Here is a 21,480-nt window from a genome sequence, read left to right on the forward strand (position 1 = left end):
TCACCGCCGGCCTGCTCAACCATTGGGGCGTGTCGTTGACCAGCGGTAAACTGACAACAGTACGACGGCATCCGGCCGTTCCAGAACACGAAAGCAGGCACAAACTCCACGTGACGCCCCGCGACACGACCGCTGACTCGTCGGCCACCGCATCGGAATCGGTCCGCAGCAGCATCACTGTTCCGCCCGACATCATCGTGGGCCTGCTCGGCTCCGCCGATGAGAATCTGCGGGCACTCGAAAGACTTCTGACCGCCGACATTCACGCCCGCGGCAATCAGATCACCCTCACCGGCGAGCCCGCTGACGTTGCACTCGCCGAACGCGTCGTCGCCGAGTTGATCGCCGTCGCCTCCCGCGGGCAGGCGGTGACTCCTGAGGCGGTGCGCCACAGCGTCGCGATCCTGACCGGTACCGAGGACGCGTCGCCGGCCGAGGTGCTCACGCTCGACATTCTGAGCCGCCGCGGTAAGACCATCCGGCCCAAGACGCTGAACCAGAAGCGCTACGTTGACGCTATCGACGCGCACACCATCGTGTTCGGCATCGGCCCGGCCGGTACCGGCAAAACCTACCTGGCGATGGCCAAGGCGGTCAGCGCCCTGCAATCCAAGCAGGTCAACCGAATCATTCTGACCCGGCCCGCGGTGGAAGCCGGTGAGCGCCTTGGTTTTCTGCCCGGCACGTTGACCGAGAAGATCGACCCGTACCTGCGGCCGCTCTATGACGCGCTGCACGACATGATGGATCCGGCCGCAATTCCGAACCTGCTGGCCGCCGGGGTGATCGAGGTCGCACCGCTGGCGTTCATGCGCGGGAGAAGCCTTAATGACGCGTTCATCATCCTCGACGAGGCGCAGAACACCACTGCCGAGCAGATGAAGATGTTCCTGACCCGACTGGGGTTCGGCTCAAAAATCGTTGTCACCGGCGATATCACGCAAGTCGATCTGCCCGGCGGGGCGCGATCGGGCCTGCGCGCGGCGATGGACATCCTCGACGAGGTCGACGACATCCACTTCGCCGAGCTCACCAGCGCCGATGTGGTCCGGCACCGTCTGGTGTCCGAGATCGTCGACGCCTACGCCCGACATGAGGAGCCGGCCTTGCTCAACCGTTCCCAACGCCGTTCATCGAACGGACGGCCCCGCCGATCATGAGCATCGAGGTAGCCAACGAGTCGGGCATCGATGTCTCGGAGGACGAGCTGATCAGCGTCGCGCGCTTCGTCATCGCAAAGATGGACGTGCACCCGGCGGCTGAGCTGTCGATGGTGCTGCTGGACAGCGCGGCGATGGCGGACCTGCACATGCGGTGGATGGACCTGCCCGGCCCCACCGATGTGATGAGTTTCCCGATGGATGAGCTGGAGCCAGGGGGCCGTCCGGATGCGCCCGAGCCGGGTCCGGCGATGCTCGGTGACATCGTGCTGTGTCCGGAGTTCGCCGAGCAGCAGGCCGCCAAGGCCGGGCACTCGCTCGGTCAGGAGTTGGCGCTGCTGACGGTGCACGGCGTGCTGCATCTGCTCGGCTACGACCACGCCGAACCGGACGAGGAGAAGGAGATGTTCGCGCTGCAGCGTCAGCTCCTCGAGGAGTGGGTGGCTGATCAGGTCGAGGCATATCACACCGACCGACAGAGCGAGAAAGACCAGCGACTGCTGGACAAATCCCGATATTTCGACGAATCGTGACCGGCATACTTCCGCTACTCGGCGCCGTGGTGCTGGTCGGGTTCGGTGGCCTGTTCGCCGCCATCGACGCCGCCCTGTCCACGGTCTCGATCGCCCGGATCGAGGAACTGGTCCGCGACGAGCGTCCGGGTGCCGCGCGGCTCAGCCGGGTAGTCGCCGAGCGGCCTCGCTACATCAATCTTGTCGTGCTGCTCCGCATCACCTGCGAGATCACCGCCACCGTGCTGCTGGCGTCCTACCTTGACGGGCATCTCGGTGTCGGGTGGGGCCTGGTGGCGTCCGCCGCGATCATGGTGGTGACGAGTTTCGTGGTCATCGGCGTCGGTCCCCGCACGGTCGGCAGGCAGAACGCCTACTCCATCGCGCTGATCTCGGCTCTGCCGCTGCAGGCGATCTCGGTGCTACTCACGCCGATCAGCCGCCTGCTGGTGTTGATCGGTAACGCACTGACTCCCGGCCGCGGTTTCCGCAACGGTCCGTTCGCCTCCGAGATCGAGTTGCGTGAGGTCGTCGACCTGGCGCAGCAGCGCGGCGTGGTGGCCGACGAGGAACGCCGGATGATCCAGTCGGTATTCGAACTCGGCGACACCCCGGCCCGCGAGGTCATGGTGCCGCGCACCGAGATGGTGTGGATCGAAAGTGATAAATCAGCGGGTCAAGCGACGTCGTTGGCGGTGCGCAGCGGACATTCCCGCATCCCGGTGATCGGCGAGAACGTCGACGACATCGTCGGCGTGGTCTACCTGAAAGACCTTGTCCAGCAGACCTATTACTCGACCAACGGCGGCAGCGACACCAACGTGGCGCAGTTGATGCGTCCGGCGGTTTTCGTCCCGGACTCCAAGCCACTCGACGAGCTGCTCAAGGAGATGCAGCTCGACCGCAACCACATGGCGCTGCTCGTCGATGAATACGGCGCGATCGCCGGTCTGGTCACCATCGAGGATGTGCTTGAGGAGATCGTGGGCGAGATCGTCGATGAGTACGACGCCGGCGAGGTCGTTCCGGTCGAGGACCTCGGTGAGCGCCAATACCGCGTGTCGGCGAGGCTACCGATCGAAGACCTCTGCGAGCTCTACGAGAGGGAGCCTGACGAAGACCTCGAACCGGACACCGTCGGTGGTCTGGTCGCGTTCGAGCTGGGACGGGTGCCGCTGCCCGGAGCCGAAGTCACGTGGGAAGGCCTGCGGTTGCGCGCTGAAGGTGGTTCCGACCACCGCGGACGGGTGCGGATCGGCACAGTTCTGGTCAGCCCGGCTGAATCCGAGAAACAGGAGACCCGAGATACAGATGAGTGAGCTCGACGCAGAAGACAACAAGCTGGTGGTGCTGGCCCGCGGCGCGATGGGCCGCGCCGAGGCTTCCACCGGTGCAGCGGTGCGTGACCAGGACGGCCGCACCTACGCGGGTGCCCCGGTGACCCTGGCGGCGCTCCAGTTGACCGCGTTGCAGGCGGCGGTGGCCGCTGCGGTGTCCAGCGGTGCCACCGGGTTGGAGGCCGCGGTGCTGTTGGGCGGCTCCGCCGACGACGCAGGCGTCGCCGCCGTGCGGGAACTGTCCGCCGACGCCGCGGTGATTGTCACCGACCGGGCAGGAGCTCCGGTATGAGTGAATTCCGTTCCGGCTTCGTCTGTTTCGTCGGCCGGCCCAACACCGGCAAGTCGACGCTGACCAACGCCCTGGTGGGGCAGAAGGTCGCGATCACCTCGAACCGGCCGCAGACCACCCGGCACACCATCCGCGGCATCGTGCACCGTGAGGATTTCCAGATCATCCTGGTCGACACCCCCGGCCTGCACCGTCCGCGCACCCTGCTCGGACAACGGCTCAACGAGCTGGTCAAGAACACGTACTCCGAGGTGGACGTAATCGGTATGTGTTTCCCAGCCGATGAGCGCATCGGCCCCGGTGACCGATGGATCTATCAGCAGATCCGGGCCGTGGCACCAAGGACCACGCTGATCGCCATCGTCACCAAGATCGACAAGGTGCCCAAGGATCGCGTCGCCGAACAGTTGATGGCCGTCAGTGAACTTCTGGGACCGGATGCCGACATCGTTCCGGTTTCGGCGACCGCGGGTGAACAACTCGATGTGCTCACCGATGTCCTCGTCTCCAAACTGCCGCCGGGGCCTGCCTATTACCCCGACGGCGAGCTCACCGATGAGCCCGAGGAAGTCCTGATGGCCGAACTCATTCGGGAGGCCGCTCTCGAAGGTGTGCGCGACGAACTGCCACACTCGCTGGCCGTCGTCATCGAGGAGGTCGAGGAAAGAGCAGACCGAGACGACCTTATTGACGTGCGCGCCATCCTCTATGTCGAGCGTGACAGCCAGAAGGGCATCGTGATCGGTAAGGGCGGCGCCCGCTTGCGTGAGGTCGGGACAGCCGCCCGTACTCAGATCGAAAAGCTGCTCGGCACAAAGGTTTATCTCGACCTGCGGGTGAAGATCGCCAAGAACTGGCAGCGCGATCCGAAACAGCTGGGGCGGCTCGGTTTCTAACGGGGGGTAGTCCACCAGATCTCGGGTTGCTTGGCGGCCCACCCGGTGATCGCCTCCAACTCGGCGGCCAGCGAGATCAGCAGCGGCTCACTGTCGGCCGGCCCCATCAGCTGGACTCCGATCGGCAGTCCGTCGGAGGTGAAGCCGGCGGGCACGTTGATCGACGGCCAACCCAGCAGGTTCCACGGCCAGGTCACCGGGCAGGCGGCGATCGAGGCGCGTTCGGTGGCTGACCACCCGCGACGGTCGAATTCGTGTGTGAGCGGCGGAGGTTGGGCGGTGGTCGGCGCGATGATGACGTCGACGAGGTTGAAGATCCAGGAGATGCGACGCTGCGCGGCGGCCTCGTGTGCCCGGGCCTTGCGCAACACGTCCTGTGACAACAAGCGGCCGATCCTCATGTTGGCCACGGTGCGCTCGTCGTAGGCCACGTCGCCGAGCCGGTCGGTCCAGTCCAGCAGGCCGGCGGTGGAGCGGGCCAGGAAGTCCCATGACATCCGCAGGCTGTAGTTGGGGTCTTTTTCCACCACGGTGTGGCCCAGCTGTCCGAGTTGATCGGCCAGGCCCTGCAGGGCATCGCGGATTTCGGGGTGCAGCCTCGCGCGGAAACCGGTGAACGGGAACTTGGTCGACATGGCGATCCGCAGCGGGCCGGGGGCACGGCCGACATATTCGGCGGCCCGGATCGGTGCCGGCTGGTGCAGATCGCCCTCGGCATTTCCGGAGGCGGCGTCGAGCACCAGCGCGGCATCGGTGACGGTGCGGGCCAGCACCCCGTTGACGGTGATCCCGTTGAAGGCCTCGGGCAGCGGCCAGGTGGAGATGCGTCCGCGCTGCGGTTTGATGCCGACCAGGTGCGTCCACGCGGCGGGGATGCGGACACTGCCCGCGCCGTCGGATCCGATGGCGGCGGTCACCAGGCCCGCGGCGACGGCGGCGGCGCTGCCGCCCGAGGATCCGCCCGGGCTGTGCTCGCGCGACCACGGGTTACGGGTGTGGCCGAACCCCGGCCCGCTGGTGAACGGCCACTGCCCGAGCTCGCAGGTATTGGTCTTCCCGACGATCACCGCGCCGGCCGCCTTCAGGCGGCGCACCACCTCGGCGTCGTCGGTGGCGATGCGCGTCGTGCCGTTGGTGCCGAAACGCGTGGGCGTCCCCGCGACGTCGACGTCGTCCTTGACCGCGATCGGGATTCCCAGCAGGGGGAGTTGTTTGCCGGTGGCGCGAGCCGTGTCGGCCTTGGCGGCGTCGGCCAGCGCCTGCTCGGTCAGTACGACGCGGAATGCGTTGAGGGTGGACTGGCTCGCTGTGATGGCCTGCAGCGACTGCGCTACCAGTTCCGCAGAAGTGACTGCGCCGCTGGCAAGCTGATAGAGCTGGTTGGTCAGGGTGGGGAACCGGGTCGGGGGCATAGGGGAAAGAGGGTCGGAAGTCGCAGATTTGGCCATCACTTTCGAGGATATCGGCGGTGCGTAACGGAACCTGTCCGGCCATGGTGCGACACTGTCACGATGCGGCTGTACCGGGACCGGGCGGTGGTGCTGCGCCAGCACAAGCTCGGCGAAGCCGACCGGATTGTCACCCTGCTCACCCGCGACCATGGTTTGGTGCGCGCGGTGGCCAAGGGAGTCCGGCGTACCCGCAGCAAGTTCGGCGCGCGGCTGGAACCGTTTGCCCACATCGACGTGCAGCTGCACCCGGGGCGCAACCTCGACATCGTCACCCAGGTGCAGGCCATCGATGCGTTCGCCGCCGACATCGTCAGTGATTACGGCCGCTACACCAGTGCCTGCGCGATGTTGGAGACCGCCGAGCGACTGGCCGGAGAGGAGCGGGCACCGATGCCCGACCTGCACCGGCTCACGGTGGCTGCGTTGCGTGCGGTGGCCGATGGCCGCCGGGCCCGCGAGTTGGTGCTGGATTCCTACCTGCTGCGGGCGATGACGATCGCCGGTTGGGCGCCGGCGCTGACCGAGTGCGCCCGCTGCGCTGCGCCTGGTCCGCATCGGGCATTTCACGTCGCCGCCGGCGGCAGTGTGTGCGTGCACTGTCGGCCCAGCGGATCCAGCACTCCGCCCCAGCCCGTACTGGAACTGATGTCGGCGCTGCACGAGGGTGACTGGGACTACGCCGAGGCATCCACATCGGGGCATCGCAGCCAGGCCAGCGGGCTGATCGCGGCGCATCTGCAGTGGCACCTGGAGCGTCAGCTGCGGACATTGCCTCTGGTCGAGCGGGCGTACCGGATCGATCGGACAGTCGCCGAACAGCGCGCGACGCTGGTCAGGCAGGATATGACCCATGGCATTGACGAAGGACGGGAAGCGGGGCAAGACAACCTACCCACAGCTGCCCCCGGCGCCTGAGGACTATCCGGTCTTCCCGGATACCTCGACCTGGCCCGTCGTCTTCCCCGAGATCCCGGCCGGCACCAACGGCCGCTTCGCCCGCCCGCCCCAACACACGTCCAAGGCGGTCGCACCCCGAATCCCTGCCGATCAGGTACCCAATCACGTCGCCGTGGTGATGGACGGCAACGGTCGGTGGGCCACCCAACGCGGCCTGGGCCGCACCGAAGGCCACAAGATGGGCGAGGCGGTGCTGATCGACATCACCTGCGGCGCCATCGAATTGGGTATCAAACACCTGAGCGTCTACGCGTTCTCCACCGAGAACTGGAAGCGCAGCGCCGAGGAGGTCCGGTTCCTGATGGGGTTCAACCGGGAGGTGGTGCGCCGCCGCCGGGAGAACCTGAACGCCATGGGCGTGAACATGCGCTGGGTCGGATCGCGGCCCAAGATGTGGCGCAGCGTCATCAAGGAGTTCGACATCGCCGAGCAGATGACCGTCGACAACGACGTCATCACGGTCAACTACTGCGTCAACTACGGCGGTCGCACCGAACTCGTCGAGGCCGCGCAAGCACTGGCGGCCGAGGCCGTCGAGGGCAAGATCAATCCGCACCGGATCAGTGAGGCGTCTTTCGCCAAGCATCTGCACCGTCCCGACATCCCCGACGTGGACCTGTTCATCCGGACGTCAGGGGAGCAGCGCGCCAGCAACTTCCTGCTGTGGCAGTCGGCCTACGCCGAGTTCGTGTTCCAGGACAAGCTGTGGCCCGATTACGACCGGCGCGACCTGTGGGACGCCTGCGAGGAGTACGTGAACCGCAACCGTCGCTTCGGCAGAGCCTGACATGCCCGGCCTGCTGCAGCGGTTGTCCTCGGTACTCGGTGAGGTGATGTCCGTCGTCGAGGAAGACGACGACGCGCTGACCGTGACCGTCGACGGTTCGGTGGCCTCGGTGCGGGTGGTCGCCATCGCCGAGGACCTGGAGTTGGTGTCGCTGACCCAGCCGTTGGCCTGGGATCTGCCGCTGAACAACAAGATCCGCGAACGCGTCTCCGTCCATGCCGGCAAGACCATGCTGGGCACGGTGGTCTTGGTGGACAAATTGGTCGAGACACCCACCAACGGCGCGACACCCAAAGGTGCTGCGCGCACGCGGCCGGCCAAGAAGGTCGCCGATGTGATGCTGCGCTACAACTTCCCGGCCGCCGGACTCACCGACGACGCGCTGCGCACCCTGATCCTCATGGTGCTGGCCACCGGCGGCGATGTGCGTCGAGACCTGATGTCGTGACCCCTCCGGTCATCCGGATCGTCGCGGCCGTCGTGGTGGGCGAGCACAACCGGTTGCTCCTCGTCCGCAAGCGTGGGACCGCGGCGTTCATGCAGCCCGGCGGGAAGATCGAGCCGGGGGAGCAGCCGATCGAGGCGCTGATCCGTGAGGTTCGAGAGGAACTCGGCGTCGGATTCGATGCTGCGGCTGCTGACGAGCTCGGCCGTTTCACCGCCGCCGCCGCCAATGAACCCGGCCACTCCGTGGACGCGTGGCTCTATCTCGTGAGACTCGATGGCGAGCCGCGGCCACAGGCCGAGATCGCCGAGATGGCCTGGATCGATCCTGACGCGCCCGGTGACATCGAGTTGGCGCCGCTCACACGTGACATCGTGTCCGCGCTGGTACGCGATCGGGCTTAGCGTCCGCGCGTGTGAAGCGCAATGGCGGAAAGTCGGTCAGTTGACCCCGTCGCCGCAGCCGCGGCACATGCCGAAGATCTCGATCGTGTGGCTCACGTCGGAGAAACCGTGCTCGCGAGCTACATCGGCGGCCCAGGCCTCGACGTGTCCGCCGGAGATCTCGACGGTGGCCCCGCAGGCCCGGCACACCAGATGGTGGTGGTGGTCCTCCGAGCAGCGCCGGTAGACGGACTCGCCGGTGTCGGTGCGCAACGTGTCGACGACGCCGGCGGTGGCCATGGTCTGCAGGGTGCGGTACACGGTGGTCAGACCGATGCCCTCACCGCGGCGGCGCAGCTCGTCGTGCAATTCCTGGGCTGACCGAAAGCCTTCGGTCTCGTTGAGCAGGTCCGCGATCGCCGCGCGCTGGCGGGTGGACCGGACTGCCCCGGTCATGGGTGATCCTCACCGGCGTGGGCGACAGCGTCGGCGACGATGTGGGCCAGGTGGTGATCGACCAGGTGGTAGAGGACCTCGCGGCCGGCCCGCTCGCTGGCCACGACTCCGGCCTGCTTGAGAATCCGCAGGTGCTGGCTCACCAGCGGCTGCGGCACGTCCAGTGCGTCGACCAATTCGTGCACGCAGCGCGCCGATTGCTGCAACTGCAGGACGATCGCGATCCGCAATGGGGCGGCGAGTGCGCGCAGCAACTCGCCCGCGGTGGCGAGGACATCGCGCGAAGGCATTTCGGGTGCCGGGGCAGCGTTGGGCTCGCGCGCGTCGTCGTGCTGGTTCTCCGCCAAGTTGGAAATCGTTTTCATTACGGGCCAGAATACATGCGCGATATCGCATGTCAACCGACTTCGGCGCCGCGGCGGATTAGGGTTGCCCGCACGCCGGTGGCTACTCTTGTGCACCGTGGCATCCATCATCGACACCGTTGCGAACCTGGCGAAACGCCGTGGCCTTGTCTTCCAGTCCGGAGAGATCTACGGCGGCACCAAGTCCGCGTGGGATTACGGCCCACTCGGCGTTGAGCTCAAGGAGAACATCAAGCGCCAGTGGTGGAAGTCCATGGTCACCGGCCGCGACGACGTCGTCGGCCTCGACAGTGCGATCATCCTGCCGCGCCAGGTGTGGGTGGCCTCCGGTCACGTCGACGTGTTCAACGACCCGCTGGTGGAGTGCCTGAGCTGCCACAAGCGTCATCGCCAGGACCACATGCAGGAGGCGTACGCCGCCAAGAAGAGCACGCGCGACACCGCCGTGGATCCAGACACCGTGTCGATGGACGAGATCGTCTGCCCCGACTGCGGCACCAAGGGGCAGTGGACCGAGCCCCGTGACTTCAACATGATGCTCAAGACCTACCTCGGTCCGATCGAGTCGGAGGAGGGTCTGCACTACCTGCGCCCGGAGACCGCCCAGGGCATCTTCGTCAACTTCGCCAACGTGGTGACCACCGCGCGTCGCAAGCCGCCGTTCGGCATCGGCCAGATCGGCAAGAGCTTCCGCAACGAGATCACCCCGGGCAACTTCATCTTCCGCACCCGCGAGTTCGAGCAGATGGAGATGGAGTTCTTCGTCGAGCCGTCCACGGCTCCGGAATGGCACAAGTACTGGATCGAGACCCGGCTGCAGTGGTACGTCGACCTCGGCATCGACCGGGACAACCTGCGCCTGTACGACCATCCCAAAGAGAAGCTGTCGCACTACTCCGACGGCACCGTCGACATCGAGTACAAGTTCGGTTTCGCCGGCAATCCCTGGGGTGAGTTGGAAGGCATCGCCAACCGCACCAACTTCGACCTGACTACGCACTCAAAGCATTCCGGTGCCGACCTGTCGTTCTACGACCAGGGGACCGACACCCGCTACGTGCCGTACGTGATCGAACCCGCGGCCGGCCTGACCCGCTCGCTGATGGCGTTCCTGGTCGACTCCTACACCGAGGACGAGGCCCCCAACTCCAAGGGCGGGGTGGACAAGCGCACCGTGCTCAAGCTCGACCCGCGCCTGGCCCCGATCAAGGCGGCGGTGTTGCCGTTGTCGCGCAATGCCGATCTGTCACCCAAGGCCCGCGATCTGGCCGCCGAGCTGCGCAAGAACTGGAACGTCGAATTCGACGACGCCGGTGCGATCGGCCGGCGCTACCGCCGTCAGGACGAGATCGGTACGCCGTATTGCGTGACAGTCGATTTCGACACCCTGGAGGACAACGCAGTCACCATCCGTGAGCGCGACGCCATGACCCAGGAGCGCATCGCACTGGACAAGGTGTCGGACTACCTGGCCGTGCGGCTCAAGGGCTGCTGACTTTCCCCGCTACTAGAAGCGGCCGCCGCCTCCGCTGTAGCTGCGGCCCGACGAACGCGACGATCCGCCATAGGATGTCGGGCGTCCCATGCTGCGGCCACCGCCGTAGCCGCCCCCGTACCCTCCGCCGAAGCTGCCTCCGAAACCGCCGCCTCCGCGCAGGATGTTGCCGATGAGGATGCCGCCGAGCACCGCGCCCATGTCCGAGCCTCCGCCTCCGCCTCCGCCGTACTGGGAGGTGTAGGACCGCTGTGCCGCTCGCACGTCGTCGTTGGCCAGGCCTTGCGCCTGGGCGGCCAACGTCGACGCGCCGTTGGCATGTGCCACCGCTTCATCGGGATTCTCGGTGCGTTTGGCGGCGGCGGCCTGTAGTTGCCGTTGCGCCTCGGCCAGCCGGGTACGGGCCTCCGGTCCGATGCTGCCGCGCCGCGTCTCGATGAAGTCCGACACCGCCTTGATCCGTGACTGGGCGGTGAACAGCGCCTGCTCGAGCGCGCGGGCCAGTCGCTCGGCGGCCTCTTGCTGTTCGTGCACGCCGGCCAGCAGCTGATCGAGTTCGGCGTCGGCCTTGGTCAGCCGGGTGAAGGTGCCCAGCGGGTCGGCCTTGCCGTTGGTCGTAGCGTCGTCGGCGGCCTTCCTGGCCATGTCACGGGCGGTACTCAGCTTGTCGGCCTGCGGCGTACCGGATTGCGCCAGAAGTGAATTCGCCTGGTCGATACCGGCCTGAATATCGGTGATCGCGGCGGGCAGGTCGGCCAGCGCCCGGTTGATGTCGGAGGCGGCGCTGTCCACGGCGTCGAGCAGGGTCCGGGTCTGATCGAGGGCGGATTCGGCCGAGCGCACCGCATCCACCAGCGCGGTCTGATCGGTGGCAGGCCGGGATACCAGGCTGCGGCCCGTGGTGATGTTGCGGTCGGCGAACGCCAGGCGTTCCTTGGCGGTGTCCACATTGGTCGACACCGAACTCAATGCGGTGGCGTCGAATTGGGTGCGCAGGGTGTTCAGTGTCTGGCCGCTCGGTTCGAGGCGGGCGGTCAGGCCGACCATCTGTTGGGTCATGGCGTCGAGCCGGGTCGGGGCGTTGATCACCAGATCGCGCAACTGCTCGAAGGCCTGGCTCTGTGCGTCCAACTCGCGGTCGGCCCTGGCCGCCGACACCACCACCTGCGTCAACAGCTGACGCTGCTGCAGCGGTGTCTCGGGGGCGTCGTCATCGAGTGTCTGCCGCACGGTGAATGCTTGGGCCAGAGCTTTTTTCGCATTCTCCAGGGCCATGCTGAACGGTTCGGTGCGGTGGGTGCCGAACTCCTCGACCGCCAGTTCCAGCTCAGCGGCACTGGTGCGGACGGCATTGTCGACGTCGACCACGATCGAGCGGGACAGCTCATCGAGCGCATCCAGCGGCACCGACGCCAAAGCGTTGGGGTCGGTCGGATCGACTCGCTTGGCCGCCTCGAACTCGGCGCGGCGGCGCTTGGCCCGGCGCCGGCGCGACCACCACCACAACAACCCGGCCAGCACGAGCACCACGCCGAGGGCGATCAGCAGGGCCGGCCACGAGATCCCGGCTCCCGCCGCCGCGGCGGGAGGATTGGCCTTCAAACCGTTGGCGGCGGCGATGGCCGCACCCGCCCAGTCGTCACGACGCAGGGCCGGTTCGACGCTGTTGCGCCGAATGTCGTCGGCGCGGGCGTTGCCGCCGGGGACGGTGCTCGGCACCTGGAAGGCATAGGACCGCGCGTTGGTTGCGACCGCCAGCAGCGCATCGTCGTCGCCGAGATCGCTGAGCTGAATCGTGCTCTGCGCCCAGCCCGACTGGTTCTGGCCGGAGAAGTCGTCGACGAAAACCACCCACAGCTGAATACGTTTGGTGTCGTAGAGCTGGTCGAGGGCACGCTCCACGTTGGCGCGCTGAGGAGCCGACAAGACCCCGGCGTGGTCGGTGAGTTGGGTGGCCAACCGCAGTGGCGGCTCGGCCGCGGCGCAGGGGGCAACCAACAGTCCGGTGAGCAGGATCGCGAGCAGCGCGGACAGCAGACGGGCGATACGCATGACCGCCAATCTAATGCGCTGCGGGGTTGGCGCGTCGGTTCCTGGCAGACTGTGCGTCGGTGAACGGGGATACGCAGGCCTGCTATGACGACTTCGACGGGCAACGTCTGGTGGTCGAGTCGCCCAAGGGTGCCGCGCTGCCCGGGACCGACACCGAGCACCGCACCGACTTCGCCCGTGATCGGGCCCGCGTGTTGCACAGTGCAGCGCTGCGGCGGCTGGCCGACAAGACCCAGGTCGTCGGGCCACGACATGGAGACACCCCGCGCACCCGGCTCACCCACTCACTCGAGGTGGCCCAGATCGGTCGCGGAATGGCGATCGGGTTGGGCTGTGATCCCGACCTGGTGGACCTGGCCGGTCTGGCCCACGACATCGGGCACCCGCCCTACGGGCACAACGGTGAGCGTGCGCTCGACGAGATCGCGAAACCGTTCGGCGGGTTCGAGGGTAATGCCCAGAACTTCCGGATACTCACCCGGTTGGAGCCCAAAGTTCTTGACGCCGAGGGACGTTCTGCCGGACTCAACCTGACGAGGGCCGCGCTGGACGCGGTGGCGAAGTATCCGTGGCCGAGCTTCGGCACCCGTAAGAAATACGGTTTCTACGACGACGACGTCGAGGCCGCCGAATGGATGCGCGCCGGTGCGCCCGCCGAGCGGCCGTGCCTGGAGGCCCAGGTGATGGACTGGGCCGACGACGTCGCCTATTCGGTGCACGACGTGGAGGACGGCGTGATCTCCGGGCGCATCGACCTGCGGGTGCTCGGCGATCCCGATGCGGCGTCCTCGCTGGCGGACCTGGGGGCCAAGAACTTTCCCAGCGTCACCCACGACGATCTGCTGGCCGCCGCCGAGCGACTGTCGCACGTGCCCGTGGTGGCCGCGGTGGGGCGCTACGACGGAACGTTGGCGTCCTCGGTTGCCCTGAAGACGTTGACCAGCGAACTGGTCGGGCGCTTTGCCAATGCGGCGATCACCCAGACCCGGGCCGTTGCCGGGGCCAGACCGCTACGTCGTTTCGACGCCGAGCTGACGGTTCCGCCGCTGGTGCGCGCCGAGGTGGTCCTGCTCAAGATGCTGGCGCTGCAGTTCATCATGTCCGACCACCGGCATCTGCAGATCCAGGCTGATCAGCGCACCCTCATCCACGAGGTCGCCCTCGCGCTGTGGGCGCAGGCGCCGGGCAGCCTGGACCCGCAGTTCGCGCCAGAGTTCGACGCGGCCGCCGACGACGGCGCCCGGTTGCGCGTGGTGGTCGACCAGATTGCGTCCTACACCGAGAGCCGGTTGGAGCGAGTGCATGAGGCCCGTTCGCCCAGACCCCTAGAATGAGCCGGTGGCCGGCCGGATTTCAGATCGCGATATCGCGGCCATCCGTGAAAAGGTCCGCATCGAGGATGTCGTCGGTGACTACGTCCAGCTGAGGCGGGCCGGGGCCGACTCGATGAAGGGTCTTTGCCCGTTCCACGACGAGAAGTCGCCGTCGTTCCACGTGCGGCCGAATCACGGTCACTTCCACTGCTTCGGCTGCGGCGAGGGCGGCGATGTCTACGCCTTCATCCAGAAGATCGAGCACGTCACGTTCGTCGAGGCGGTCGAGCTGTTGGCCGACAAGGTCGGCTACACCGTCACCTACACCGGCTCGTCGACGACCAATGTGCAGCGCGACCGGGGCAGCCGCAGCCGGTTGCTGGCCGCCAATGCCGCCGCCCAGGAGTTCTACGCCGAGGCGCTGACCTCGGATGAGGCCGCCGAGGCGCGCAAATACCTGACCGAGCGCAACTTCGACGCCGCCGCGGCCGCCCAGTTCGGGTGCGGTTTCGCGCCGTCGGGGTGGGACAAGCTGACAAAGCATTTGCTGCGCTTGGGTTTCGAGTTCAAGGAGTTGGAGGCGGCCGGGCTGAGCCGGGAGGGCAAGCGCGGGCCGATGGACCGGTTCCACCGACGGCTGCTGTGGCCGATTCGGGTGTCCTCGGGCGAGACCATCGGCTTCGGCGCGCGTCGGTTGTTCGACGACGATCAGAACCAGGCCAAGTACGTCAACACCCCCGAGACGGTGCTGTACAAGAAGTCGCAGGTGCTGTTCGGACTGGACCGCGCCAAGCGGGACATCGCCAAGGGACATCAGGCCGTCGTCGTCGAGGGCTACACCGATGTGATGGCCATGCACCAGGCCGGGGTGACCACCGCGGTGGCCTCGTGCGGCACCGCGTTCGGTGAACAGCATCTGTCGATGCTGCGCCGGTTGATGATGGACGACAATTTCTTCCGCGGTGAACTGATCTACGTGTTCGACGGCGACGCCGCGGGTCAGGCTGCCGCGGTGAAGGCGTTCGAGGGCGAGCAGAACCTGTCCGGTCAGTCGTTCGTGGCGGTGGCGCCCGACGGGATGGATCCGTGCGACCTGCGACTGCGCTCCGGCGACGGTGCGGTGCGCGATCTGGTGGCACGACGAACGCCGTTGTTCGAGTTCGTGATTCGTAGCGCACTGGCCGAGCACAACCTGGACAGCGCGGAGGGCCGGGTGGCGGCACTGCGGCGCTGCGTGCCGATCGCGGCCCGGATCAAGGACCAGACGCTGCGCGACGAGTACGCCAGGCAGCTGGCCGGCTGGGTCGGCTGGGACAACGTCGCTCAGGTGATCGGCCGGGTGCGGGAGGAAGCCAGTGGCGGCCGCAGGGATTCGCGGCGTCAGCCTGCGCGGCAACCGGTGCGACCCAGGCAGACCCCGGAATCGGCACCCATCGACCGACCCAATCCGACCGATCCGACGCTGTGGCCGCAGCGCGAGGCGCTCAAGGCGGGTCTGCAGTATCCGGCGATCGCCGGCCCGGTGTTCGATTCGCTGACCGTCGAGAGCTTCACCCACCCCGGGTACGCCGCCGTACGTTCGGCGATCGAGACGGCCGGCGGCGTGGCATCGGGCATATCCGGGGCCCAGTGGATCGAGACCGTCCGCGAGCAGACCATCGCCCCGGCCGCGGCCGGCCTGGTCAACGAACTGGGCGTCGAGGCCATCAACGTCGAGGACGACGAGCACCTGCCGCGCTACATCAGCAGCGTGCTGGCCCGACTGCAGGAGGTCTGGGTGGGTCGCCAGATCGCCGAGGTGAAGTCCAAGCTGCAACGCATGTCACCGGTGGAGCAGGGAGACGAATATCACGCCTTGTTCGGTGACCTGGTGGCCATGGAGTCCTACCGGCGCAGCCTGCTCGAACAGGCCAGTGGCGACGACCTGACTGCGTGATCAGCAACATCGCGATAGGGTGAGGCGCAGTTGGGCCCATCAGACGCGAAAGAGGCACACCCGGTGACACGTTTCAGCATGCGGACGCGGCGGTTCGTCGCTGTCGGCGCATTCGTCCTGGCTGCCGGTGCGGCGGCGGGCGCCCCGGCCCTCATCCCGACGTCTGCCACGGGCCCTGAGATCACGGCCCAGCCGGCCTGCCTGGCGTGGTTCGGGAACAAAGAGGACGGCAAGTGCCTGTCCTACTCCAACGGCATGCCGGCCAACGTGGGGACACCGTGGGTCGGCGTCGGGCAGGGTGGCGTGGTCACCGGTCCGCTGCTGCCCGGAACCTCGATCACGCAGGGTATCGGCTAGCTCCTACCCGGTACGTTCCGCCGACCGTCGGTGCTCTCCTTTGGGGTGAGCACCGACGTTTCTGCATCTATGGGGGTCATCGTGAGGAACTGCGGATCCGGCGACACCTGCTTGGCGATCTTGCGCCGTCCGGCGTCGATCGCCGCCTTGGTGGCGGGATTGGAGGTCACTGCACGGTAGGTACTGGCGATCTGCTCGTAGCGGCGTCGCCCTGCCTTGGCACCCAGCACGTAGCCGACGGCGATCACGGCGGCATAGCGGATCACAGTGTTCCTCCCAAGACGACGTGCCTCCCGAAACGGGCTTCCCGGACAGCAGTTGTGTGTGTACTCCATCCTGCCTCACATCGGGCCTGGCGCGCCCGTCCGGGAGCGAGTTGGCGGCAGCGGCGGTCGGTACGCTAGAGTCAACGCTCGGCCGCGGAGCTTCCGCGGAAGGTAGTCCCCTGTAGCTCAATTGGCAGAGCTCCCGACTGTTAATCGGGCGGTTATTGGTTCGAGTCCAATCGGGGGAGCAAGTTCTCGAATCCCAGTCCTAGGACTGGGGCCGGGCCTGCGCCTGACGCGCCGCCTGGGTCAGCGCCTCCACCAGTGGATTGGAAGCCGACGCGAGGGCATTACGCTCCTCGTCGGTCAGTTGGTAGAACGTCCACACTCCCCAGGCCGCCGGCCGGACATACACCGTCACCTGTTGCCGGTTGTTCGCCAACACGGCCGGGACGGGCACCGCGCGATCGAGGGTGGCGGCGCTGACCATCTCCTCGGCGATCTGTTGGACGTTGGCTGATTCCTGCAGCTGGTACAGCACGGCCTTGTTGGCGGGGCCTTCCATGGCGAGGAACCAGGCCATCGGTGTCTCCTAGGGGTCGGTGGTCGTCGGCGGATCGCGAGTCGGATCGCCACCAGTGTCACCTATCGGCGCGCCGCCGTCAGCTCACTTGCTGAGCCGGTCTGATTCGCTACCCTCGGGGTGTGCACTCACGGCTGATCGTCATCGTCGCCTTCATCGGTCTCTTTGCGGTTGGTTGCGGCTGGGGGCCGTCGTCCGCACCGCCGCCCAAGCCTGACACCTGCGCACCGACCGACGGCCCCAGCGCCGACACGGTCGCCGACCAGATCGCCAAACTGCCTGCCCCCGAAGCGGGCCGGCAGTGGACGCAGGTCAACAGCGGACACACCACCAACTGCCGGCTGTACTGGGTACAGGTGGGTCAGTCGAACCCCGAGCCCAACAGCCCCGGGCAGCTGCTGTTCTTCGACCGGCAGAGCCCGATCGGCCCGGCCACCCCTGAGCCCCGGCCCTACATCAACGTGGTCACCAATGCCGATGACACCGTGGTGGTGAACTACCAGTGGCAGCAGGGCCATGATTCGCCCACATCGCCGACCGGCATCGCCACCGTGCGGTTCCGGATCTCCGACGACGGCAAACTGGTTGCCGTCGACCCGCTTCCGAAACCCTGAGCCGGCTCAGCCGTTGACGAGTTCGGCAGGGTCGAGCATCGCCGCGTAACGCAGCTGCTCGGGGATACCGAACCCGTCGACGAGCGTTTCGATGTGCGGCCGCAATGAGCGGCAGCGTTCGTTGATACCGCGGGTGACGGCCTTGGCGCGTTCTGTCGACAGGAACCGGTGCTCGATGAACCAGGCCTTGTCGCCCTCGATCACCGACAACGTGTACAGATCGCAGACATCGGAGAGCAGTTCGCGGGCGGTGTCGTCCTCGCAGGCGTCGATGCCTGCGACGAAGGCTTCCAGCACGACCCGGTCGATATGCGCCTGTGCGGCGTGCAATACGTGGTCCTGCACGGCGTTGAACGCCTCGAAGGCCGACATCTCCTTGGCCTTGCCCTGCAGTCGCCGTGCCACCGAGGCCAACATGTACTCCTCGCGGTCTTCGAACATCTTGACCTGGGTACCTCGGTTGAACAGGCTGCCTTCCTCCTCGTTGTCCTGGCGGGCGTCGAGGATGGTCTGGATGATGGTCTGGGCGGCAGTGCGTTTGACCACCCGCTCGCCGGCGAAGTTCGCCGCAAACCGCACCCATTCGACCGGGCTCATCCCCTTGATGTCGTCGGCGTAGGCGGTGAGCAGTTCCTTGGCCACCAGTTGGGTGAGCACATGGTTGTCACCCTCGAAGGTGGTGAACACATCGGTGTCGGCGCGCAGGGCGATGAGCCGGTTCTCGGCGAGATAGCCTGCGCCACCGCAGGCTTCACGGGCTTCCTGGATCGCACGGCTGGCATGCCAGGTGTTGACGGCTTTCAGTCCCGCGGCGCGGGCCTCCAGTTCGCGCTGCTCCTCGGCGTCGGGATCGTCGGAAGTCTGCAGCTCATGGCATTTGGCCACCAGTTCGTTCTGGGCGAACTGTAGCGCGTAGGACTTCGCGATCAAGGGCAGTAGCCGACGCTGGTGCACCAGGTAGTCCATGATCAGCACTTCGCTGTCAGCGTCGGGCGCCTCGAACTGCCTGCGTTCCAACGCATACCGGGTGGCGATGTCGAGCGCCACCCGCGCGGCGGCGGCGGCGCTGCCGCCGACGGTGACCCGTCCGCGGATCAGCGTGCCCAGCATGGTGAAGAACCGGCGGCCGGGGTTCTCGATCGGCGAGCTGTAGGTGCCGTCGGGTGCGACGTCCGCGTAGCGGTTGAGCAGGTTCTCCCGGGGGATACGTACCTGGTCGAACACGATGCGTCCGTTGTCGACGCCGGGCAGTCCACCCTTGTAGTGGCAGTCCGAGGTGGTCACCCCGGGCCGGTCGTTGCCCTCATCGTCACGGATCGGCACCACGAAGCAGTGCACGCCGTGGCCTTCGCCATCCGGGGTGATCAGCTGTGCGAAAACCGCTGCCACCCGAGCACTCTCGGCCGCTCCGCCGATGTAGTCCTTGCGGGCGTTGGGGGTCTCGGAGTGGATGACGAATTCCTGGGTGGCCGGATCGTAGGTGGCGGTGGTCTCCAGGGATTGCACGTCGCTGCCGTGCCCGGTCTCGGTCATCGCGAAGCAGCCCGGCAGTTCCAGGTTGATCAGCGGGCGCACATAGGCCTCGTGATGACGTTCGGTACCCAGGTTCTCGATGGCGCCGCCGAACAGGCCCCACTGCACCCCGGCCTTGACCATGAGCGACAGATCGCTCATCGCCAACATCTCGATCTGGGTGATCGCTGCGCCTACATCGCCGTTGCCGCCGTGTTGTTTACGGAAACCGTCCTCGGCTGCACCGGCGGCCGCCATGATCTTGAGCTGCTCGCCCACCTTGGCCCGGGCAATGGTCGTGTTGGGGGTGTAGTGCGGTCGGAAGACCTCGTCGGCCAGCCTGACCCGCATGGCGTTCTTGACGTCGCGCCAACGGCCGTCCAGCGCGTTTCGCAGATGCTCAGCAGTGGAAGTCATATGCGACGGTAACGCGTTCGACGATCAGGCGGGTGGATTGGAACGAAGGTAAGCCTTCCTGGACAAGCGAGACGTTGCCGGGCAAGACTGGCGCCATGCCGGAGTCGGTCGGTAAGTCCCTGTCGCCCACCGGCTTGCCGCACGTCAGCTATCACCGTCATGCCGATGTGACCGGGGGCTGGCTGCGCGCGGCGACCTTCGGCGCGATGGATGGTCTGGTCAGCAACACCGCGTTGATCGCAGGCGTGGGGGCCGCAGCGTCGGCCCAGACCGTGGTGCTCAGCGGTGTCGCCGGCCTGTTGGCGGGGGCGTTCTCGATGGCACTCGGTGAGTACACGTCGGTGACCACCGCCAATGAGCAGGTCGATTCCGAGGTCAGCGTCGAGCGTAAGTCGTTTCGCAAGAACCCGAAGGCCGAGCGGGCCGAGCTCGCGGCCATGCTGCAGGAAATGGGCATGACAGCCGAAACTGCGGTGAAGGCAACCGAGGAAATTCACCGCGACGAAAATTTGGCGCTGAACTTTCACCTCGTGCAGGAGTTGGGGGTGGACCCCCGGGAGAAGCCGTCGCCGTGGGTGGCCGGGGGATCCTCCTTCGTGTTGTTCGCGATCGGTGCGATCATCCCGCTCATCCCGTATCTGCTGGGCTTCGAGTCGTTGTGGGCCGGGCTGGCCTGCGGCGGGGTGGGTCTGTTGATCGCGGGCGCTGTGGCCGCGAAGTTCACCCGCAAGCCGATGGCCATCGCGGGGCTGCGGCAGCTGGTGTTCGGAGCCGTCGCGATCGCGGCCACCTATGCCGCCGGCATCCTGGTGGGCGCCGTCATCACCTGATGTTGTACCGAATCTTGGCGGCCGGTCTACTGGTCCTGTCCGGTTGTACCCCCGCACGCGCCACTGCGGGGTTCGAGTTTCTCGACCAACACCAGATTGCCCCTTCTACTGTGCTGGACGGCACGGTGATCGGCGGGTTGTCGGGAATCAGTTACGACCCGGCCGCCGACCTCTACTACCTCATCAGTGACGAGCGTTCCGCCAAGGGGCCGGCACGTTTCTACACCGCACGAATCACACTGTCGGACAACGGCATCGGGGACGTCGAGTTCGTCACCACCCGCCCGTGGCTGGACCGTGACGCACACCCGTTCGGCCCGTTGAACATTGACGTGCGGCCAGCTGTGGTGCCGCCCGACTCCGAGGCCATCGCCTTCGATGCGCGCAGGCAGCGGCTGTACTGGACCAGCGAGGGGGAGCGGCGGGTCGACGGGCCGATTCTGCTGGATCCGTGGGTGCGTTCGGCCGGGCTCGACGGCAGCTTCCTCTCCGAATTCGCACTGCCCGAGGCCCTGCGGATGTCGGCCGGTGAACACGGTCCGCGGCGCAACAGCGGGCTGGAAGGGCTCACGCTGACACCGGACGGACGGCATCTGTGGGCGGCCATGGAGGGACCCACGTACGAGGACGGCCCGCCACCCGACGAGCAGCACGGTGCATGGGCCCGCGTCATCCGCTTCGACGCGGACACCGGGGCGATCGACGGCCGGTACACCTACCCGCTGGACCCGGTCACCGCCGGTCCGGGCGGGGACAACGGCCTGTCAGATCTGGTGGCGCTCGACGACAGGAACTTTCTGGTGGTCGAGCGCGGCTACGGCACGCACGTGGCCGTGCGGATCTACCGCGCGAGCCTGGTCGAGGGCTCCACCGAGATGACGAAGACGCTGCTGGCCGATCTGACCGCTGCACCGGGACCGGCTCCGCTGGACAACATCGAGGGAATCACGTTGGGGCCCAAGCTGGCCGACGGTCGGCAAGCGGTGATCGCCGTCAGCGACGACAATTTCTCGCCCACTCAGGTGACCCAGTTTCTGCTGTTCGCGTTGTAGGCACCCCGAGCG

23 protein-coding genes and 1 tRNA gene are annotated in these 21,480 nt (G+C 66.8%); 17 read left to right on the forward strand and 7 right to left on the reverse strand.

The features are described from left to right. Nucleotides 1–110 precede the first annotated feature (110 nt). The 5 genes from G6N44_RS00410 to era are packed head-to-tail and all read left to right on the forward strand — an operon-like array spanning nt 111 to nt 4,197. On the forward strand, nt 111–1,160 hold the full coding sequence (locus G6N44_RS00410) for a PhoH family protein (RefSeq protein ID WP_163660163.1): 1,050 nt from the start codon (nt 111–113) through the stop codon (nt 1,158–1,160). Beyond that, the gene (gene ybeY, locus G6N44_RS00415) at nt 1,157–1,693 is read left to right on the forward strand and encodes an rRNA maturation RNase YbeY (RefSeq protein WP_163660165.1); all 537 of its coding nucleotides are present in this window, start codon (nt 1,157–1,159) and stop codon (nt 1,691–1,693) included. Before G6N44_RS00410 ends, ybeY begins: the two co-directional genes overlap by 4 nt. After that, nucleotides 1,690–2,991: a hemolysin family protein gene (locus G6N44_RS00420; RefSeq protein ID WP_163660167.1), complete on the forward strand. Its 1,302-nt coding sequence runs from the start codon at nt 1,690–1,692 to the stop codon at nt 2,989–2,991. Before ybeY ends, G6N44_RS00420 begins: the two co-directional genes overlap by 4 nt. Next, a complete protein-coding gene (locus G6N44_RS00425) occupies nt 2,984–3,301 on the forward strand; it encodes a cytidine deaminase-like protein (protein ID WP_163660169.1) in 318 nt (105 codons plus the stop codon). Before G6N44_RS00420 ends, G6N44_RS00425 begins: the two co-directional genes overlap by 8 nt. Beyond that, the gene (gene era / locus G6N44_RS00430) at nt 3,298–4,197 is read left to right on the forward strand and encodes a GTPase Era (RefSeq protein WP_163660170.1); all 900 of its coding nucleotides are present in this window, start codon (nt 3,298–3,300) and stop codon (nt 4,195–4,197) included. The genes G6N44_RS00425 and era overlap by 4 nt, the downstream gene beginning before the upstream one ends. Here era and G6N44_RS00435 read toward each other — a convergent pair. Further along, nucleotides 4,194–5,609 carry an amidase gene (locus G6N44_RS00435; protein WP_372508127.1) on the reverse strand — a complete coding sequence of 472 codons (1,416 nt, stop codon included), beginning with the start codon at nt 5,607–5,609 and terminating at the stop codon, nt 4,194–4,196. The two genes, era and G6N44_RS00435, sit on opposite strands and share 4 nt — an antisense overlap. Nucleotides 5,610–5,708: 99 nt before the next feature. On the opposite strand from G6N44_RS00435, the gene recO reads away from it, so the two are divergent. Genes recO through G6N44_RS00455 form a run of 4 tightly spaced genes read left to right on the forward strand, consistent with a single transcriptional unit; the run spans nt 5,709 to nt 8,241 of the window. After that, nucleotides 5,709–6,563: a DNA repair protein RecO gene (gene recO, locus G6N44_RS00440; protein ID WP_163660174.1), complete on the forward strand. Its 855-nt coding sequence runs from the start codon at nt 5,709–5,711 to the stop codon at nt 6,561–6,563. Then, a complete protein-coding gene (locus tag G6N44_RS00445) occupies nt 6,499–7,392 on the forward strand; it encodes a decaprenyl diphosphate synthase (protein WP_163660176.1) in 894 nt (297 codons plus the stop codon). Before recO ends, G6N44_RS00445 begins: the two co-directional genes overlap by 65 nt. A gap of 1 nt (nt 7,393) precedes the next feature. After that, nucleotides 7,394–7,840, forward strand: a complete 447-nt coding sequence (locus G6N44_RS00450; RefSeq protein ID WP_163660178.1) for a hypothetical protein — start codon at nt 7,394–7,396, stop codon at nt 7,838–7,840. Then, the gene (locus G6N44_RS00455) at nt 7,837–8,241 is read left to right on the forward strand and encodes an NUDIX hydrolase (protein WP_163660180.1); all 405 of its coding nucleotides are present in this window, start codon (nt 7,837–7,839) and stop codon (nt 8,239–8,241) included. Before G6N44_RS00450 ends, G6N44_RS00455 begins: the two co-directional genes overlap by 4 nt. 36 nt (nt 8,242–8,277) lie before the next feature. Here the strand turns inward: G6N44_RS00455 and G6N44_RS00460 are convergent, their stop codons facing one another. Together G6N44_RS00460 and G6N44_RS00465 are read right to left on the reverse strand one after the other, a co-directional pair. Next, nucleotides 8,278–8,676, reverse strand: a complete 399-nt coding sequence (locus G6N44_RS00460; RefSeq protein ID WP_163660181.1) for a Fur family transcriptional regulator — start codon at nt 8,674–8,676, stop codon at nt 8,278–8,280. After that, on the reverse strand, nt 8,673–9,041 hold the full coding sequence (locus tag G6N44_RS00465) for an ArsR/SmtB family transcription factor (RefSeq protein WP_163660182.1): 369 nt from the start codon (nt 9,039–9,041) through the stop codon (nt 8,673–8,675). The genes G6N44_RS00460 and G6N44_RS00465 overlap by 4 nt, the downstream gene beginning before the upstream one ends. Before the next feature lie 97 nt (nt 9,042–9,138). Between G6N44_RS00465 and G6N44_RS00470 the strand changes: the two genes are divergently transcribed. Next, nucleotides 9,139–10,536: a glycine--tRNA ligase gene (locus tag G6N44_RS00470; protein ID WP_163660183.1), complete on the forward strand. Its 1,398-nt coding sequence runs from the start codon at nt 9,139–9,141 to the stop codon at nt 10,534–10,536. A 12-nt stretch (nt 10,537–10,548) separates the two neighbouring features. On the opposite strand, the gene G6N44_RS00475 is transcribed toward G6N44_RS00470, so the two are convergent. After that, nucleotides 10,549–12,588: a TPM domain-containing protein gene (locus G6N44_RS00475; RefSeq protein WP_163660185.1), complete on the reverse strand. Its 2,040-nt coding sequence runs from the start codon at nt 12,586–12,588 to the stop codon at nt 10,549–10,551. A 59-nt stretch (nt 12,589–12,647) separates the two neighbouring features. Between G6N44_RS00475 and G6N44_RS00480 the strand changes: the two genes are divergently transcribed. The 3 genes from G6N44_RS00480 (at nt 12,648) to G6N44_RS00490 (ending at nt 16,194) form a co-directional block, all read left to right on the forward strand. Then, a complete protein-coding gene (locus tag G6N44_RS00480; protein WP_163660187.1) occupies nt 12,648–13,922 on the forward strand; it encodes a deoxyguanosinetriphosphate triphosphohydrolase in 1,275 nt (424 codons plus the stop codon). A gap of 4 nt (nt 13,923–13,926) precedes the next feature. Beyond that, nucleotides 13,927–15,837, forward strand: coding sequence for a DNA primase (gene dnaG, locus G6N44_RS00485; RefSeq protein WP_163660189.1), 1,911 nt, complete (start codon nt 13,927–13,929; stop codon nt 15,835–15,837). A gap of 78 nt (nt 15,838–15,915) precedes the next feature. Beyond that, nucleotides 15,916–16,194, forward strand: coding sequence for a DUF7155 family protein (locus G6N44_RS00490; protein ID WP_163669427.1), 279 nt, complete (start codon nt 15,916–15,918; stop codon nt 16,192–16,194). On the opposite strand, the gene G6N44_RS00495 is transcribed toward G6N44_RS00490, so the two are convergent. Beyond that, nucleotides 16,191–16,460, reverse strand: coding sequence for a hypothetical protein (locus G6N44_RS00495; protein WP_163660191.1), 270 nt, complete (start codon nt 16,458–16,460; stop codon nt 16,191–16,193). The genes G6N44_RS00490 and G6N44_RS00495 overlap by 4 nt on opposite strands. Before the next feature lie 175 nt (nt 16,461–16,635). Here G6N44_RS00495 and G6N44_RS00500 point away from each other — a divergent pair. After that, nucleotides 16,636–16,708: transfer RNA gene (locus tag G6N44_RS00500), tRNA-Asn, on the forward strand. A gap of 20 nt (nt 16,709–16,728) precedes the next feature. On the opposite strand, the gene G6N44_RS00505 is transcribed toward G6N44_RS00500, so the two are convergent. Then, on the reverse strand, nt 16,729–17,043 hold the full coding sequence (locus G6N44_RS00505; RefSeq protein WP_163660193.1) for a hypothetical protein: 315 nt from the start codon (nt 17,041–17,043) through the stop codon (nt 16,729–16,731). 122 nt (nt 17,044–17,165) lie between these two features. Here G6N44_RS00505 and G6N44_RS00510 point away from each other — a divergent pair, with 122 nt between their 5' ends. Continuing rightward, nucleotides 17,166–17,657, forward strand: a complete 492-nt coding sequence (locus G6N44_RS00510; protein ID WP_163660195.1) for an LppP/LprE family lipoprotein — start codon at nt 17,166–17,168, stop codon at nt 17,655–17,657. A 6-nt stretch (nt 17,658–17,663) separates the two neighbouring features. On the opposite strand, the gene G6N44_RS00515 is transcribed toward G6N44_RS00510, so the two are convergent. Then, nucleotides 17,664–19,586 carry an acyl-CoA dehydrogenase family protein gene (locus tag G6N44_RS00515; protein WP_163660197.1) on the reverse strand — a complete coding sequence of 641 codons (1,923 nt, stop codon included), beginning with the start codon at nt 19,584–19,586 and terminating at the stop codon, nt 17,664–17,666. Between the two features lie 95 nt (nt 19,587–19,681). Between G6N44_RS00515 and G6N44_RS00520 the strand changes: the two genes are divergently transcribed. Both G6N44_RS00520 and G6N44_RS00525 read left to right on the forward strand, forming a co-directional pair. Next, nucleotides 19,682–20,416, forward strand: coding sequence for a VIT1/CCC1 transporter family protein (locus G6N44_RS00520; RefSeq protein ID WP_163669429.1), 735 nt, complete (start codon nt 19,682–19,684; stop codon nt 20,414–20,416). Beyond that, complete coding sequence (locus G6N44_RS00525; protein ID WP_163660199.1) at nt 20,416–21,468, forward strand: esterase-like activity of phytase family protein; 1,053 nt, start codon at nt 20,416–20,418, stop codon at nt 21,466–21,468. The genes G6N44_RS00520 and G6N44_RS00525 overlap by 1 nt, the downstream gene beginning before the upstream one ends. Nucleotides 21,469–21,480: the final 12 nt, after the last annotated feature.

It is taken from the genome of Mycolicibacterium alvei (genome assembly GCF_010727325.1).
Classification (GTDB): Bacteria; Actinomycetota; Actinomycetes; order Mycobacteriales; family Mycobacteriaceae; genus Mycobacterium; species Mycobacterium alvei.